The sequence below is a fragment of the Anatilimnocola floriformis genome, from assembly GCF_024256385.1.
Lineage (GTDB): Bacteria > Planctomycetota > Planctomycetia > Pirellulales > Pirellulaceae > Anatilimnocola > Anatilimnocola floriformis.
Genome location: NZ_JAMLFW010000001.1, coordinates 4,539,852 through 4,554,002, shown reverse-complemented (window position 1 = coordinate 4,554,002; position 14,151 = coordinate 4,539,852). Strand labels below are relative to the sequence as shown.

The window sequence follows — 14,151 nt, the reverse complement described above, 5'->3', positions numbered from 1 at the left end:
CGGACAACAATGGACAAGATCATTCGCGTTCTCGTGGTTGACGATTCGCCGCTGATGCGCGAACTGATCCGCGACGTGCTGACGAATGAGCGCGGCATCGAAGTTGTCGGCACCGCGGCCAGCGGCGCCGAGGCGTTGATCAAAGTCGTCGAGTTGCGGCCGGACATCGTTACGCTCGACATTCAAATGCCCGGCATGGACGGGCTACAAACCTTGGCTGCGCTCCTCGCCGAGCGGCCGATCCCGGTGATCATGGTCAGCTCGCTAACGCAGCGCGCGGCGCAAATCACGCTGCAGGCGCTCGACTGCGGCGCGCTCGATTATGTGCCGAAGCCGGAAAATCCGAGCGCCGCTCATCGGCCATTTCGCGATGAATTGCTGCATAAACTGCGCGCGATGGCCGGCGCCGACGTCGACCGCGTGCTGCGGATTCGTCAGGCCCGCGCGCAACAGACAGTTCGACAAGTGGCGCGGCCATCTGCCGGTATCAGCAACGCTTACCAAGACTGCTGCATTGCCTTGGGCATCTCGACGGGCGGACCGCCCGCGCTAAGTGAGCTATTTCAATCGCTCGCGCCATCGCTGCCGCCGATCGTGGTTGTGCAACACATGCCGGCGAACTTTACTGGGCCGTTTGCGCGGCGGCTCGATACGATTTCGGCGCTGTCGATCAAGGAAGCCGAGACCGGCGATGTGCTGCGGAACAATCAGGTCTTGATAGCACCGGGTGGCAGGCATCTACGTTTGCAACGCCAAGGAAGCGAAGTCGTCGCCGTGATCGAAGATAGCGATCCTGTGAGCGGCCATCGACCTTCGATCGATGTGATGATGCGCGACGCGAGCGCGGCCTTCGGCAGTCGTTGTCTCGGCATCATCATGACCGGCATGGGTTACGACGGCGCGCAAGGCTGTGCCGCGATCCGCGCCGCCGGCGGTTACGTGCTGGGACAAGATCAAGCCACCTCGGATGTCTACGGCATGAATCGCGTGGCTGCGATCAATGGCGACGTCGACCGGCAATTCGCGCTGCCGGAATTGCCGGGGCTTATCGTGCAAAACTCGGCGCGGCTGTTCGGCCGCACATCGCTCGCACGCGCCAAGTAGCTGAATTCGCCAGAATTCAGCAGATGGCTTTCGAACGGTGCTGTCTGAATTCTGGCGAATTCAGCTACTTTTCACGCTCGAATTCTACTTCGGCAGCGGCGCTTGGTCGGGGCCCATCAAGTAGGCCAGTAGTTGGCGGACCTGGTCATTGCTGAGATTTTGCAACAAGCCGTCGGGCATCATCGAGACGGGCGAGAGTTTGCGCTCCTCGATTTCGTCGGCGGGGATGATGATCTTTTCGTTGACCGTTTGCATGGTGAGCGCGGTTTTTGATTCTTCCGCAATCAGTCCCGTGATCGTTCGGCCGTCGACCGTTTGAATCACGTGCATCTGATAATCCTTGTTGACCGCGGCCGAAGGATCGATGAGCGTGTGCAATAAGTAATCGAGATTGGTCCGCTGCGAGCCGGTGATATCCGGCCCGATCTTGCCGCCGGTGCCGAAGATCGTATGGCAGTTGGCGCAGGTCTTTTGAAAGATCGCTCGGCCGGCGCTGCGGTCCGACTTCTGAATCGCGTCCAGCGTGAAGCGTTTCTTGAACGACGCAATCTGCTGCTGTTTTTCGGCGGGACTGGTGCGTAACTCTCCCCAGGCTGCTTTCAGTCGCGTGGTGAGTTCTTCGTTGTTCAAGGTGAACATCTGCCGCGCGGTGTAGGCTGTGACATCGGCGCGAGGGACTTCGTTCTTCTCCAAGGCAGCGACAAGCGGCAAGGCCCAGGCCGCGCGCGAGGCGAGCGTTTGCAGCGCATCTTGACGGGTGTTGGGCTCGAGTTTGGAGTACTGCGACAGGATCGCAGTGGCTGTGCCGGCATGTTCGAACTCAGCCAGGCCACGGAGGGCTGCTTTCGCAACCGGGGTATCGCCGATCAGTTCAAGCAACTCGGCATCGAGTCCTTTTGCTTTTTTGGCCACGAGCGCTTGAATCGCCCGGTTGCGAATTGCCGCTGCGACTTTCGGATCTTTTGCTTGAGCGCGCAAGTCGGCGAGTGCTCGCGGATCATCAAAAATAAGGGCCAGTTGCAGCGCCTTCTCGACGAGCGAATCGCTGTTCACTACTTTCAAACTCGCGTAGGCGTTCGGCCAGGTTTCGGGCATCGCGACGGTCCGTCGTCCCGCCAGGCCGTCGATGATTCCGGCGAGGAGTTCTTTTTGCACTTCACCTTTCGTGCTGCTGAGCATTTTTACGAGCGCGGCCAATTCACTTTTTGAATCGGGGAGCGAGGCAGCCCGGCGGGCGATGAAGCGGGCGACCAATGGCAACTTTGCTTCACCGGCCAAGGCGACGAATCGCTGCGGATCGACCGTGACCAGCGGCTCGACGGCATACCAAACCAGCAGCGGAATGTTTTCGTCCTTAGCGTCTTTGTCATGACTTAGCAGGGCCGTCGCGATGTTCCAACGACCGGCCAACTTCAGCCGTTGCAGATTGCTGGCGATGTGCATCCGCACGAGCGGCGATTCGTCGTCGCGTGCGGCCAGAGCAAGTCGTTCGAGCGCAGATTGCGATAACTCAGGCTCTTCGCAGAGAAGTCGAACGGCCCAACCGCGAACGTATTCGTCTTCGTAGCGGAGCAGGCGAATGAAGTCTTCGATTTCCCACTGCTCCAGCGCCTGCAGCGTCCAGAGCGAACGCAATTTCTGCGGAATGTTGGTTTGCTGCTCGAACGTCGCGCGCAGATCGTTCACCGCCGACGAAAGATCTTGCTTGGCTGCGGCACGCTCTTGCAAAACTCGTCGCGCGTGTCGCACGAACCAATCGTTGTGATGCGTCTGCAATTTGACGAGGTCAGCGTCGCTCAACTTGGCGATGTTGCCAGAAAACGGCTTCGGCTTGCCGTACGAGATTTTGTAGATCCGCCCCGTCTCGCGCCGCGTGTTACGCACGCTGTGACACTCACCAGTGTCGGACCAATCGATGACAAACACCGAGCCATCTGGGCCGTATTGCAGTGTGACGCCCATGAACCACGGATCTTTCGAGCGCATCAGGTCCTTGCCGTGCGAAGCGGTGTAGCCCGAGCCGGAACGTTTGAGAATGTCGTTGTTGATTCGTCGGCCGTGAATGTTGTTGGTGAAGAGCGTGTTGCGATATTGCTCCGGCCAGTTATCCCCCTGATAGATCATGAGTCCGCAGTGGGCATGGCCGCCGCCGGCTTGATCTTCGGCAGATGAATTCAACCCGTCGCGCACATTCCACGCGCCGACGAAGTGCAAATGATCGGCGATCGTGTCGATTCGCTGATAGGCGTACTGGCTCGACTCACGATTGCGCCACGGCTCGTAGTGCGCGCCGTAGATGACGTGGAACAAGTGCGGATTGACGCAGTTGGTGATGAAGGCTTCGCCGTAGTCGTTCCAATCGATGCCCCACGGATTCGTCGTGCCGTCGGCGTAGGGTTCCCAGACGTGTCGCGTCGGATGATACCGATACACGCCACCGTCGAACCGCTCGCGCTCCTTCTCGGGCGTGCCCGGCTTGCCGATCAGCGACCAGTTGGTACGGCCATGCGTGCCGTACAACCAGCCGTCGGGTCCCCAGGCAAAACCGTTGGCCAGGTTGTGGGAATTGGCGTGATTGCCAAAGCCGTCGAGTAATACCTGAGGTTTGTCGTCCGGTTTGTCATCGCCGTTGCGATCGGGAATGAAATAGAAGTAGGGGGGCGACATGACCCACGCGCCGCCGAAACCGACTTCGATGCCGGTGACATAATTCAGACCGTCGTAAAAGACGGTTCGTTTGTCATGCCGTCCATCGCCGTCGGTATCTTCGAGAATGACGATCCGGTCGCCCGCCTTCGTGCCGTGCACCGGATAGTTGTAGGCCTCGGCGACCCACAGCCGGCCGCGGTCGTCGATGGCAAAACCGATCGGCTGTTTGACGTCGGGCTCGCCGGCGAAGAGGGTGACTTGAAAACCCTCCGGCACCTGCATCGTCCGCGCGGCTTCGAGCGGCGGCAGCGGTTCGTCGACTGTGGCTTCTTTAGGCGATGGAGGTTGTGCTGACGGTTGCGTTTGGGCGCGATTGAGTTGCACCGCGCAAGCGGCGACTGCGAAAACGATGGCGACGACGAAGCAGCGGAGAATTCCGCGGAGGAGTGTGGTGCGCTGCATGTCGATCCGCCGTTGCGATGAAATCTGGCAGGAGAGCCTGCTGAACTCCGCTCAATGTTCGCCGAGAAGTTTGCGCGAAACAAGAGCTTGACCGCCAACTGCGACACGTATACAGTTGATCACATATCGAAATTCAAGTTCACCCCGCAGGCAAAGCGCGTCTGCGGAGGTCGGTTGTCGCTGCGCGGTCGGAAAAACCTGAGTGATGAATGGCAGCGACGAACGTTGCTATCGAGCTGAGGCAGGTCGTTATAGCGTGGTTATAAAGTGATGCAAAATGGTTATAAAAGGTTATAGCAAATCTGCATCAGTTTTTCGCAACTGCCGAGCCGGCAACGGGTTCGGCAAATCGCGAAAACGTAATAACGGTTATATTATAACCCTCGAAATCCGACCGGCTCTGTGGCTATTCGCCCGCGCCGAGAAGGATCGGAATGTCGACGCGGCGGTCGGCGCGGATAACGGTCAGAATGGCTTGCTCGCCGGGAAGGTGGCGCTCGATGCGGCCGAGGAATTCGTCGGCGGTGACGACTTTTTCGCCGTCGACGGCCACGATCATGTCGGCTTGGGTGCGGTCGATCGTTCGTTCTTCATAGGTGAACGGGCCGCGGCGTTTTTGTTCGCGGACGATTCGGTAGCCGCGGAAGCCGGCGCGCTCGGCAGGTCCGCCGGGTTGCAGCGTGGCAATGACCAGGCCCAGGTCGGATTGATAAACCCGCGTGATGCCCGTTTCGGGGCGGACCACTTTGCCGTTGGCGACGAGCTGCGTCACGACTCGGCCGATGGTGTCGGAGGGGATCGCAAAGCCGACGCCGGTGTTTTCGCCGGTGCTGCTGGCGATGGCAGTGTTCATGCCGATGAGTCGGCCGCGGCTATCGAGCAGCGGGCCGCCGGAATTGCCGCGGTTGAGGGCGGCGTCGATCTGAATGATCGATTTCATGGTGCGGCCACTCTTCGACGGCAGCGAGCGATTGAGACTGCTGATAATGCCGGTCGTCATCGTGCGTTCGAGGCCGAAGGGATTGCCGATGGCATAGATCTGCTGGCCAACCTTCAGTCGGGCCGAGTCGCCGAACTCGACCGGATTGAGCGAGTCGACCGGCGCCGCGATCTTCAGCACGGCGATGTCATTTGGTGCGTCGTGGCCGATGAGCTTGGCGGTGTAGGTCTCGTTATCGTAGAGCGTGACTTTGATTTCGTTCGCACCTTCGACGACATGGTAGTTGGTGAGAATGTGGCCGTTCTTATCAAGCACCGAGCCGCTGCCGGTTCCCTCCGTGGGGACTTCCAGAATAAGGAGTTCGGCGCGCGCGCTCTTGGTGGTGATGTGAACGACGTGGCGATTGCACTTTTCGTAGACGGCAATGTTCACGCGTTCTTCGGGCGTAAGGTCGGCGAGCGGATCGTTGGCGACGATCACCGGCGGCGGACCGCCCTGCATCGGCGGCGCATTGAACTGATTGATGGGCGGTTGCAGCGCAGGCACGCGCGGTGGAGGAGCGCGGACACCGGGAGGAGGCGGCAGGCCGGGAAGCCCTTCTTGCGCGACCAGGGTGGGGCGGTTTTCGGTGTGTTGCCAGAGCGTGGCGACCACGGCTCCGAAGAGCATGGCGACGACGGCAACGATGGAAGTGTGACGGTTCATACGAGGGCTCCAGATCCTGTTCCTGAGAGTCTGTTTTATCCGGCGGCGGAAGGAGCGGGAAGAGAGTTTGGCAATTGCCAAGTGCCGATGGAGGTGTGCCGCGAGCACGGCCAGCAAATACACTTAATTTGCATTTGCGTGACGCAGGTGCAATTTGAGTGCATTTGCGAGTGTGGTTTCTGCGGGAATATCGCGATTTTAGATTTCGCGCGCCGCGGCGAACTTCAGCCGCGCTCGCCGTCTCTATCGAAATGAAAGGAAAGCTGATACGCTGAAAATGTCTTGATAGCAGGCCGGACGGTCGTCGGTTGCTGGCGTCGAAAGGCGGTGGCAGCGGGAGGAAAGTCCGGGCTCCAGAGGGCAGGATGGTCGATAACGTCGACCGGCCGCAAGGCTCGGGAAAGTGCAACAGAAAGTAGACCGCCGCGGCGGGCTTTCTCTGTCAAGCGATGGCCGAAAGGCTTCGCTTCGGCAGGGGTTCGAGCCCCCGTCAAAACTGCCGCGGTAAGGGTGAAACGGTGCGGTAAGAGCGCACCAGCAGCGGGGCGACTCGCTGGCTCGGCAAACCCCATCCGGAGCAAAGCCAAACAGAGCATACGCGCGGGCTCGGCCGCTAGCGACTTGTCGCTGGCGGTTTGGTTGCGGCGCGCGGGCCCGCCTGGTCCGGCCAATGCTCGGGTAGGCTGCTCGAGGCGGCGAGCAATCGCCGTCCTAGATAAATGACCGTCGGTGGCGTGCAGCCAAATGGAACACGCCATGACAGAACCCGGCTTACAGGCCTGCTATCAAGACTTTTTTCGCGCGATATGAGCGCAGTGCTTGCTAGCAAGCCTGGGTGACACCTGGGCTTTGCGAGGGGTTACTCGCTGACGACCATTTGTTCGTCGATGACCTGCAGCAGCTTGCTGATGCAGAGTTGGTTCATGCTGGTCTTGCGATCGTGAGCTTCGGCGCGGAGCGATTCATGCAAGCTCTTGGGCAGGCGAACCGTGATCACGCGGGTCGGTTCTTTGCCTTCGGCGGCAGCACCCGACTTTTCGCGGAGTCGAGCGACCATCGCTTGGATTTCGGCGTACTGGGCGGTCTTCTCGAATTCGGCGAGCTCTTCCGGCGTGGTAAAGAGCTTGCGGACCAGGCCGTCAACGCCCAGGACCTCGCGGAAGAATGTGATCCAGTCAGGCTGCTGCTGGAACATCTTGTCTGCGATCCGCGTGGCGGTTTGCAGGCGTTCTTCGGGCGTGGTGGCAGTAGTGGTGGTGGGGGTGGGCGAAACAGCGGTCAATTCCATTGCCGGCTCCTTCCAAATCAAACTAGTAAACGGACTATTCAGATACGGGTCCCGCGGCGTACCGGCATATTGCCAGCACGACGTCGCGGCTTTGCAGGAAACATACGACCGACGTCAAGGTCAGCACCAATGTCATTGCAATGCTTGCACTTACAGCGATCGCGGGCAATTGCTCAAAATCTGTCGCGGCTGCTCGATCGGCGGGCAGTCGCTTGTTTGCACAAGATTCAGGCAATCGCATTTTTCGCAATTCCCTAAGTGTCTAGCTCGAGGTCTTCGGTTTTCGCCAAGTTTCACACTGGGCAAGACGATTTAAGTAAATTCGTCCTGCTGGGAACGGGCGAATAGCTACCAAAACGCCAGTAGTGACGCGAGAGCAGTTTGTGGGCGAAAATTCGGACAGCAAATGGCCTGCTGCTAGCACTCGGCCGTTGTGAGTCAGGCGCGAAAAAACTTGCTGGCATGCAGCGAGGGATTCGGCTGCCTCTGCATTTCAGCTGCTGACGCTTTTCACCGCTTCTGCCCTTACCCGCTGCGACCTGCCGCCTAGAATTGCTGGATTAGCGTCGCCACGAGGCGGGAGAAAGCAGACAGCGGGTGGCCCATGCTGGTAGTGTCACGACATCGCGACGAGAGCATCATGATCGGCAACGACATCGTGATTACGATCGTCGATATCCGCGGCGATAAGGTGCGCCTCGGCATACAGGCCCCTGCTGACGTGGCCGTTCATCGGCAAGAAGTTTACGAAGCCATCATGCGGCACAATCAAACGCTGCCGCCTGCTGAGCCCGAGAAATCGTAAGCAGCTTCTCGCTTCACCACTGCATCAGCGACTCGATCTCGAGTCGCGAGATAATCTCTACGAGTTCGTTCGCAGCAGGCCGCCGCAAAGGTTCCTGGGCTAGCATTCTTCCCAGCAAGTGGGCCACGTCGCGCGAAACGTCCGGCCGGTAACTTCTCAGGTCGCTGAGCGTGCGACGGAGTTCGACTGGCTCTTGCGGGTTGCCCTTGGCTCCTTGCAGCAATCGCAGCAGCACCAAGCCCAGCGGATAGATATCGGCGGCGCCAGTTAATTCCCGATTGGGCTGAAAAACTTCCGGGGCCAGGTAATTGGCATCTCCCGCCAGCCAGCGATCGGCATGGCATTCGGCCGTGCCCAGGCGGCGGGCCAGGCCAAGGTCGATGAGCGTGGCGTGCCCTGTTTCCGAAGCGATGATGTTCGACGGTTTCAGGTCAGAATGGATCCACCCCGCGGCATGCAGCTCTGCCAATGCGGCGGCAACCTGGCGGATATACCACAGGGCTTGCGGCACCGAGGTTTGGCCAGGAGATTGCCGCGCCTGCTCCAAGCTCATGCCAGGCAGAAACGGCAGCACAATATAAGGAGTAGTTTCGCCAAGCCCCTCACCCAGCAAACTGACGAGATTTTCGTGCGAAACAGAGTTTGTGACCTGCGCTTCGCGCAGCAAGATTGCTCGCGGCATGCCGCCGTTGTCGCGGAGACGCTTAATAACATAGTCTGCCGCCGAGCCCTGTCCTGCGGCCCGAGCTTGAAACAGCTGAAACCAGTTGCCCGACGACAGGAGTCGCACCAATTCATATCCGGAAACGGCCGGCAACGGCGACGAAACGCGCGCGGGGCCACGCAACAGCGAAGGCATAGGGGATCCAGGGTCGAGCAGAAGAGAAGAGTAGGCAGGCAGATAAGGCGGGAATATTCGGTGGAGCGGCGGGGTCTCCTTTGCATAGCATCGGCATTCGTCGGCCGCGAAGTTGACGACGAGTTGCGGTCTGGTTTGCTGTCGCTTGCGTTGCTGGCAAGGCCCTATTAAGATTTTGGGTTTTGCCTACCTCACTTTGCTCATCGAGCGTTTTTGGAGTTTGACATGTTGCGTAACTGGTTGCTGTGGACGATGTTGTTGGCGGTCACTTGTGGTGCGATTGCGGGCTGTGCTCCGGATAGCGGCCGCGGCGGTTCGCCCAACACGACCGAAGAAGGCAAGAAGTAGTTCGCTGTTTGGGTTGTTGGCCCTCTCCTCTCCAGGGTTCTCTTTCCATGCTAAGCAAGATGCTCCGTTCGGGTGTCGCACTTTTGGCGGTCACCCTTCTCTTATTCGCGGCGTGCAATTCTTCGGACGACAAATCGGCAACCAAGCGATTTGTCTTCTTGATCAACGTGCCGAATCCCTACTGGGATGCATGCAAGGCTGGACTAGTGGCCGGAGAAAAAGAGTTCGACCTGGCCGGGTCAGGGCTCAGCGTTTCGATGGAATCGAACGACGGCACGGCGTCGGGGCAGATCGACAAGCTCAAGCAGTTTGGCACGCAGACCGACATCGTGGGTGTCGCGCTGACGGTGACCGAGCCCGACAACCAAGCGATCATCGAGCAACTGAAAAAGTTGCAGTCGCAAGGAATTAAAGTCATCACGGTCGACAACGACGTGAACCGGACCAAGTATCGCGACGCCCGTCCTTATTACATTGGCACCAACAACTTTGAAGCTGGCAAGTTGCTCGGCACGGTGACCAAGACCCTGCTGAACGAACGCAAGGTTGAAAAGGGCGCCTACGTCCAATTCGCTGGTCTCACCGATAGCGACAACGCTCGCAACCGCATGGACGGCGTGAAGGCCGGCCTCGGGAGTGATTTCACCGAACGCGATCGGATGGCCGACGATACCGACCTGGGCCGCGCGAACGACAACGTCTCGAATGCGTTGACCAATCACGACGATCTGGTCGCGCTGGTCGGCATCTGGGCTTACAACGGCCCGGCCATCAGCACGATTGCCAAGCAACGCGATGCCCGGAAGAACTTGACGCTCGTCACGTTCGACGCCGACAAGAACTCGATTCTCGCGATGGCTGGCGGCAATCTCGATGCGATGTGCGTGCAAAATCCTTATGAGATGGGCCGGCTTTCGGTTCGTCTCCTCAAGGCGATGCACACCAAAGATCAAGCCACCATCGATGAGCTGTTTCCCAACTTCGGCAAAGATCCCGACGGCGATCTTTACACCACTCCTTTGAAGTTGGTCTATCCCGACGAAGGCTCGCCGCTGAAAGCCGTTGCCGAAAAGGCCGCTGCAGAACCGGCGGGGCCCTACAAGGGCTTGGAGTTTATGCCGCTGTCTACTCTGAAGGATTGGCTCAAGAAGTACGGCCTACCCAGCTCATGAATTCAGTCGGTCAATCTGGCTCCGGCCGTTATCGCTGGTTTACAACCGAAGTCGCGTTGCTGATTGCAATCGCGCTGGTTGTTTCGTTTACCGCGCTCGCCGACAACAAGCACACCTACTACAAGCGACCTGGGCCGAGCTTGCAATTGGTCGCTTACCGCGCGTCGACCTTGGGCATTCTTGCCCTCGGTGTGTCGGTGGTGATTATTGCCGGCGGCATCGACCTTTCGGGCGGTTCCACGATTGCCTTCTCCGCCACCGTCTGCGCGAGCGTCTACACCTTGCTGGCCCCCAACGAATTGCCACTGGGAGCTTCGGCGGGTTTGCTGCCGGTGGGGGCGGCGATATTTGCCAGTCTGCTCGCCGGAATATTGATTGGCAATTTGCACACGTGGTTGATCACGGCCATTCGTTTGCCACCGTTTATTGCGACGCTGGCCACGCTCGTGGGCCTGCGCAGTTTGGCGCACGCGCTGTGTGAGTATGTCAACGAATTGAAAGGCCGGAGCGGATCGAAGCTCTATGTCAACGACGGCTTCTTCTACTACCTGCGTGATAATGTCTGGGTGCCGGTCACGGTCTTTCTGGTCCTTGCTCTGTTCACCTGGTTTGTGTTGCGGCGCACCGTTTTGGGCCGACACTTTTACGCTCTCGGCGGCAATGAGCAGGCCACTCGGCTCAGTGGCATCCGCACCGAGAACCTCAAATGGGCCGCTTATTGTTTTAGTGCCTTCACTGGCGGACTGGCGGCTATTTTCTATCTGGCCGACGTCAGCTCGGTGGATCCAATCACTCTGGCCCGTGGCTATGAACTGAACGCGATTGCGGCAGCCGTCGTTGGCGGCTGTTCGCTCGCGGGCGGCGTGGGCACTGTTTCCGGAACTGTGCTCGGCGTGATATTTCTCCGCGTCGTCATCGACGCCGTTGCCAAAATCATCAAGACCAACAGCGATGTTTGGGAAGGTTTCATCGTCGGCAGCGTCGTGGTGCTGGCCGTGACGTTGACGCAGATCCGGCAATTGCTCGCCAACGGCGGACAGTTGTTTGCTGGGCTGCGAGGGTTGTGCGCCATTCCCACGTTGGCCCTTACCAGTGGAATTGTCGCCATGATCACGCTGGGCACACGCACCGGTCTGATTGTGGGCGGTGCGACGCTGCTGCTGCTCGTGGGTGTAAAAATCGCCGAAGTACGCAGCGTTTTTGCCCGCACGCCGCGCAACTAACAAAGGTGAGCGATGCCGACGCCCGCACAGCCCATCATCGCCATTCGTCAGGTCACCAAGCGTTTTCCTGGCGTCATCGCGCTGCAAGATGTTTCGCTCGAGATCCTGCCCGGCGAATTGCACGCCATCTGTGGCGAAAACGGCGCGGGCAAAAGCACGCTGATGAAAATCCTCTCCGGCGTGATCGCCGAATTTGAGGGAGAGCTGCTCCTCGGCGGCAAACCGGCGCGCTTTCGCAGCACCCGCGATGCCGAAGCGGCCGGCGTGAGCATCATTCATCAAGAGCTGAATCTCGTCGAACAACTTTCCGCCGCGGCCAATGTCTTTCTCGGTCGCGAAATCCGCGGCTGGCTCGGCCTGCGTGACGACGCAGCGATGGAGCAAGCAGCCGCTCAGCTCCTGCGCGAGCTCGAGTGCGATGTAAACCCGCGCACGCTCGCCGGTCAGCTGCGCGTCGGTGATCAGCAACTCCTCGAAATCGCCAAGGCCCTGTCGCTGCAGAGTGACATCCTGATCATGGACGAACCGACGAGCGCTCTCACCGAATCCGAAGTGAGTCGCTTGTATCGCGTGATTGAACGCCTCCGCAAACGCGGCGTGACCATCCTCTACATCTCGCACAAGATGGACGAGGTCTTTCATCTGGCCGATCGCATCACGGTGCTCCGCGATGGCAAGACGGTGAAGACGTTGAACAAGAGCGAAACGAACGCTCAGCAGATCACGCATCTGATGGTCGGCCGCGAAATCGACGCCATCGACTTCGGCGGCGAGCGCCAAACCAAGGAAGTGCTGCTGAAGGTCAGCAATCTCTCGTTGCCGTGGCCCGGTCATGCTCGCGGCTATCGCTTGAAAGACATTTCGTTCGAGCTCCGCCGCGGCGAAGTCCTCGGCTTTGCCGGCCTCATGGGTGCAGGGCGAACGGAACTGCTGGAATGCCTCTTCGGCGCATCGGAAGTTCGTCCGCAAGGAAGCATTGAGCTCCTCGGCCGCGAGCTTTCGCTCCGTCATCCGGTCGATGCCTGCCGGGAGGGAATTGCCCTCGTCACCGAAGACCGCAAGCGTCTCGGCATCTTTGCCGCGATGAATGTCGGCCAGAATATTTCCCTCTGCACGCTCGACAAAACGGGCGCGTTGGGTGTGATCGACGGCAAACGCGAATGGGCGATGGCCACCGAAGTGAGTCAGCGTCTCGCCGTGAAAACTGCCGGTCTTTCTGCTGCCATCACCAGTCTCAGCGGCGGCAATCAGCAGAAGTGCATCATCGGTCGCTGGCTCCTCACGAATCCCCGCGTGTTGCTGCTCGACGATCCCACGCGCGGCGTCGATGTCGGCGCCAAAGCCGAGCTTTATCGTCTGATCGACAAGCTTTGCCGCGAGGGCATCGGCGTGATCATGACCAGCAGCGAACTGCCGGAACTCCTCACCGTTTGCGATCGCATTCTGGTCCTCAGCGAAGGCAACCTCACCGCCTCGTTCCAGCGGGCCGAGGCGACCGAGCACAAGATTCTCGAAGCTGCCACCATGGGCCGGGCGAAAGCGAGCTAAGTTGGCCATCTCGGTCTCACAATCTTAACGTCGTCTTTTTAAAGGTCTGCCTCTCTCCGGCCGACATTGCATCCAGACGGGTCCCCGCCTAGAGTTAAGCTACCTCTATCGATTATTTCAGGGCGATTTCCGAGCCGCCGTACGCACGCACATGTTCTGGTTTCGCAAACGACCGCCGAAGCCCACCAAGCCCCGCACGGGCTGGAACTTGCGTACGTACGTTTGGGGGCGAGCGTTCCTGCTCACCCTGATCGCGGCCCAGGTTCTCTATGTCGCCGTCGTGCCGCCCGAGTTTCCGCTGGCGCCCGCCGGTCTGCCGCAGGTTGCTGGGCAGGAGGGGACCGCCGAACCCGAGGCCTTCGAGCTGACTCCGTTCGAAAAACCGCCGGGCGATTTCCTCGCCCAAGACGCCGCCGACATTAGCAATTTGGAAGCCTCGAACGAAGCCGCTAAAGACGATCCACGCTGGCAATCGCTTACCAACACCGAGCTAGACAGCCGAACCTCGGAAGAGTTCGCCGCTGACAAAAAGTTTCTGACGGGCCGGCTTCTAGAATCGATCACCAGCGCCGATCAGCACTCGGCTGAAGAAAACCAGGACCGCTTGAAGGAAATGACCGGCCAACTCAATCAGGTCGCCACGGCCGAGTCGGTCGAGCAAGTCAGCGCTCACCTCAGCAAACTGCTCAGCACTGGCGCCCGCGCGACGACGCCGTCCAAAGAGCCGGTTCCCGGCGAGTTTGATACTGAAACCGCTCAGCTGCACGATGTTCGCCGCGAGATGCTCGCCGACGGCACGTTTAAATACATCGCCATTCTCATCGACGCCGCCGGCCGCACGCAGGAAGCTGAGCTTCCCGCCGCCGAAGGCGAATCGGCGTTCAAGACCTTTGAGCTGATCAAGCAAAACCCGCTGCTCGAACGAGTCTACCGTGGCGTGGTAATGTCGCTGCTCGACAAGATGCTCAAGCCGACTCCCTAGTGGCAGTCGTCGATCCGCTCCGCGGTCGATGACCGAAAGTCACTATCCGGTAGCCACCAAATTCAG

Annotated in this window: 11 protein-coding genes and 1 other RNA gene; 8 read left to right on the top strand and 4 right to left on the bottom strand. The window is 59.5% G+C overall.

Annotated features, from left to right (window positions below):
• The first annotated feature begins 9 nt into the window (after positions 1-9).
• A complete protein-coding gene (locus M9Q49_RS17710) occupies positions 10-1,104 on the top strand; it encodes a protein-glutamate methylesterase/protein-glutamine glutaminase (protein ID WP_254510152.1) in 1,095 nt (364 codons plus the stop codon).
• 84 nt (positions 1,105-1,188) lie between these two features.
• Here the strand turns inward: M9Q49_RS17710 and M9Q49_RS17705 are convergent, their stop codons facing one another.
• Together M9Q49_RS17705 and M9Q49_RS17700 are read right to left on the bottom strand one after the other, a co-directional pair.
• Entirely contained in the window at positions 1,189-4,215 is a 3,027-nt protein-coding gene (locus M9Q49_RS17705) for a PVC-type heme-binding CxxCH protein (protein ID WP_254510151.1), read from the bottom strand.
• Positions 4,216-4,621: 406 nt separating this feature from the next.
• The gene (locus M9Q49_RS17700; protein ID WP_254510150.1) at positions 4,622-5,860 is read right to left on the bottom strand and encodes a S1C family serine protease; all 1,239 of its coding nucleotides are present in this window, start codon (positions 5,858-5,860) and stop codon (positions 4,622-4,624) included.
• Between the two features lie 285 nt (positions 5,861-6,145).
• On the opposite strand from M9Q49_RS17700, the gene rnpB reads away from it, so the two are divergent.
• Positions 6,146-6,650: RNase P RNA component class A (rnpB, locus tag M9Q49_RS17695), an RNA gene on the top strand.
• Positions 6,651-6,719: 69 nt separating this feature from the next.
• Here rnpB and M9Q49_RS17690 read toward each other — a convergent pair.
• Positions 6,720-7,148 (bottom strand): toxin-antitoxin system HicB family antitoxin, encoded by a 429-nt coding sequence (locus tag M9Q49_RS17690; protein WP_254510149.1) that lies wholly within the window; start codon positions 7,146-7,148, stop codon positions 6,720-6,722.
• Between the two features lie 604 nt (positions 7,149-7,752).
• On the opposite strand from M9Q49_RS17690, the gene csrA reads away from it, so the two are divergent.
• Complete coding sequence (gene csrA, locus M9Q49_RS17685; RefSeq protein WP_254510148.1) at positions 7,753-7,953, top strand: carbon storage regulator CsrA; 201 nt, start codon at positions 7,753-7,755, stop codon at positions 7,951-7,953.
• 13 nt (positions 7,954-7,966) lie between these two features.
• Here the strand turns inward: csrA and M9Q49_RS17680 are convergent, their stop codons facing one another.
• On the bottom strand, positions 7,967-8,812 hold the full coding sequence (locus tag M9Q49_RS17680) for a serine/threonine protein kinase (protein WP_254510147.1): 846 nt from the start codon (positions 8,810-8,812) through the stop codon (positions 7,967-7,969).
• 225 nt (positions 8,813-9,037) lie between these two features.
• Here M9Q49_RS17680 and M9Q49_RS35480 point away from each other — a divergent pair, with 225 nt between their 5' ends.
• The 5 genes from M9Q49_RS35480 to M9Q49_RS17660 all read left to right on the top strand — a co-directional run bounded on the left by M9Q49_RS35480 (position 9,038) and on the right by M9Q49_RS17660 (position 14,085).
• Positions 9,038-9,160 carry a hypothetical protein gene (locus M9Q49_RS35480; RefSeq protein WP_261365068.1) on the top strand — a complete coding sequence of 41 codons (123 nt, stop codon included), beginning with the start codon at positions 9,038-9,040 and terminating at the stop codon, positions 9,158-9,160.
• 47 nt (positions 9,161-9,207) lie between these two features.
• Positions 9,208-10,332, top strand: a complete 1,125-nt coding sequence (locus tag M9Q49_RS17675; protein ID WP_254510145.1) for a substrate-binding domain-containing protein — start codon at positions 9,208-9,210, stop codon at positions 10,330-10,332.
• Positions 10,329-11,555 carry an ABC transporter permease gene (locus M9Q49_RS17670; RefSeq protein WP_254510144.1) on the top strand — a complete coding sequence of 409 codons (1,227 nt, stop codon included), beginning with the start codon at positions 10,329-10,331 and terminating at the stop codon, positions 11,553-11,555. The genes M9Q49_RS17675 and M9Q49_RS17670 overlap by 4 nt, the downstream gene beginning before the upstream one ends.
• Positions 11,556-11,567: 12 nt before the next feature.
• On the top strand, positions 11,568-13,103 hold the full coding sequence (locus M9Q49_RS17665) for a sugar ABC transporter ATP-binding protein (protein ID WP_254510142.1): 1,536 nt from the start codon (positions 11,568-11,570) through the stop codon (positions 13,101-13,103).
• 151 nt (positions 13,104-13,254) lie between these two features.
• Positions 13,255-14,085 carry a hypothetical protein gene (locus M9Q49_RS17660; RefSeq protein ID WP_254510140.1) on the top strand — a complete coding sequence of 277 codons (831 nt, stop codon included), beginning with the start codon at positions 13,255-13,257 and terminating at the stop codon, positions 14,083-14,085.
• Positions 14,086-14,151 lie beyond the last annotated feature (66 nt).

Excerpts from the sequence above, each read along its gene's own strand:
- M9Q49_RS17710 (WP_254510152.1), top strand. The coding sequence starts at position 10 with ATGGACAAGATCATTCGCGTTCTCGTGGTTGACGATTCGCCGCTGATG.
- M9Q49_RS17705 (WP_254510151.1), bottom strand. The coding sequence starts at position 4,215 with ATGCAGCGCACCACACTCCTCCGCGGAATTCTCCGCTGCTTCGTCGTC.
- M9Q49_RS17700 (WP_254510150.1), bottom strand. The coding sequence starts at position 5,860 with ATGAACCGTCACACTTCCATCGTTGCCGTCGTCGCCATGCTCTTCGGA.
- M9Q49_RS17690 (WP_254510149.1), bottom strand. The coding sequence starts at position 7,148 with ATGGAATTGACCGCTGTTTCGCCCACCCCCACCACCACTACTGCCACC.
- csrA (WP_254510148.1), top strand. The coding sequence starts at position 7,753 with ATGCTGGTAGTGTCACGACATCGCGACGAGAGCATCATGATCGGCAAC.
- M9Q49_RS17680 (WP_254510147.1), bottom strand. The coding sequence starts at position 8,812 with ATGCCTTCGCTGTTGCGTGGCCCCGCGCGCGTTTCGTCGCCGTTGCCG.
- M9Q49_RS35480 (WP_261365068.1), top strand. The coding sequence starts at position 9,038 with ATGTTGCGTAACTGGTTGCTGTGGACGATGTTGTTGGCGGTCACTTGT.
- M9Q49_RS17675 (WP_254510145.1), top strand. The coding sequence starts at position 9,208 with ATGCTAAGCAAGATGCTCCGTTCGGGTGTCGCACTTTTGGCGGTCACC.
- M9Q49_RS17670 (WP_254510144.1), top strand. The coding sequence starts at position 10,329 with ATGAATTCAGTCGGTCAATCTGGCTCCGGCCGTTATCGCTGGTTTACA.
- M9Q49_RS17665 (WP_254510142.1), top strand. The coding sequence starts at position 11,568 with ATGCCGACGCCCGCACAGCCCATCATCGCCATTCGTCAGGTCACCAAG.
- M9Q49_RS17660 (WP_254510140.1), top strand. The coding sequence starts at position 13,255 with ATGTTCTGGTTTCGCAAACGACCGCCGAAGCCCACCAAGCCCCGCACG.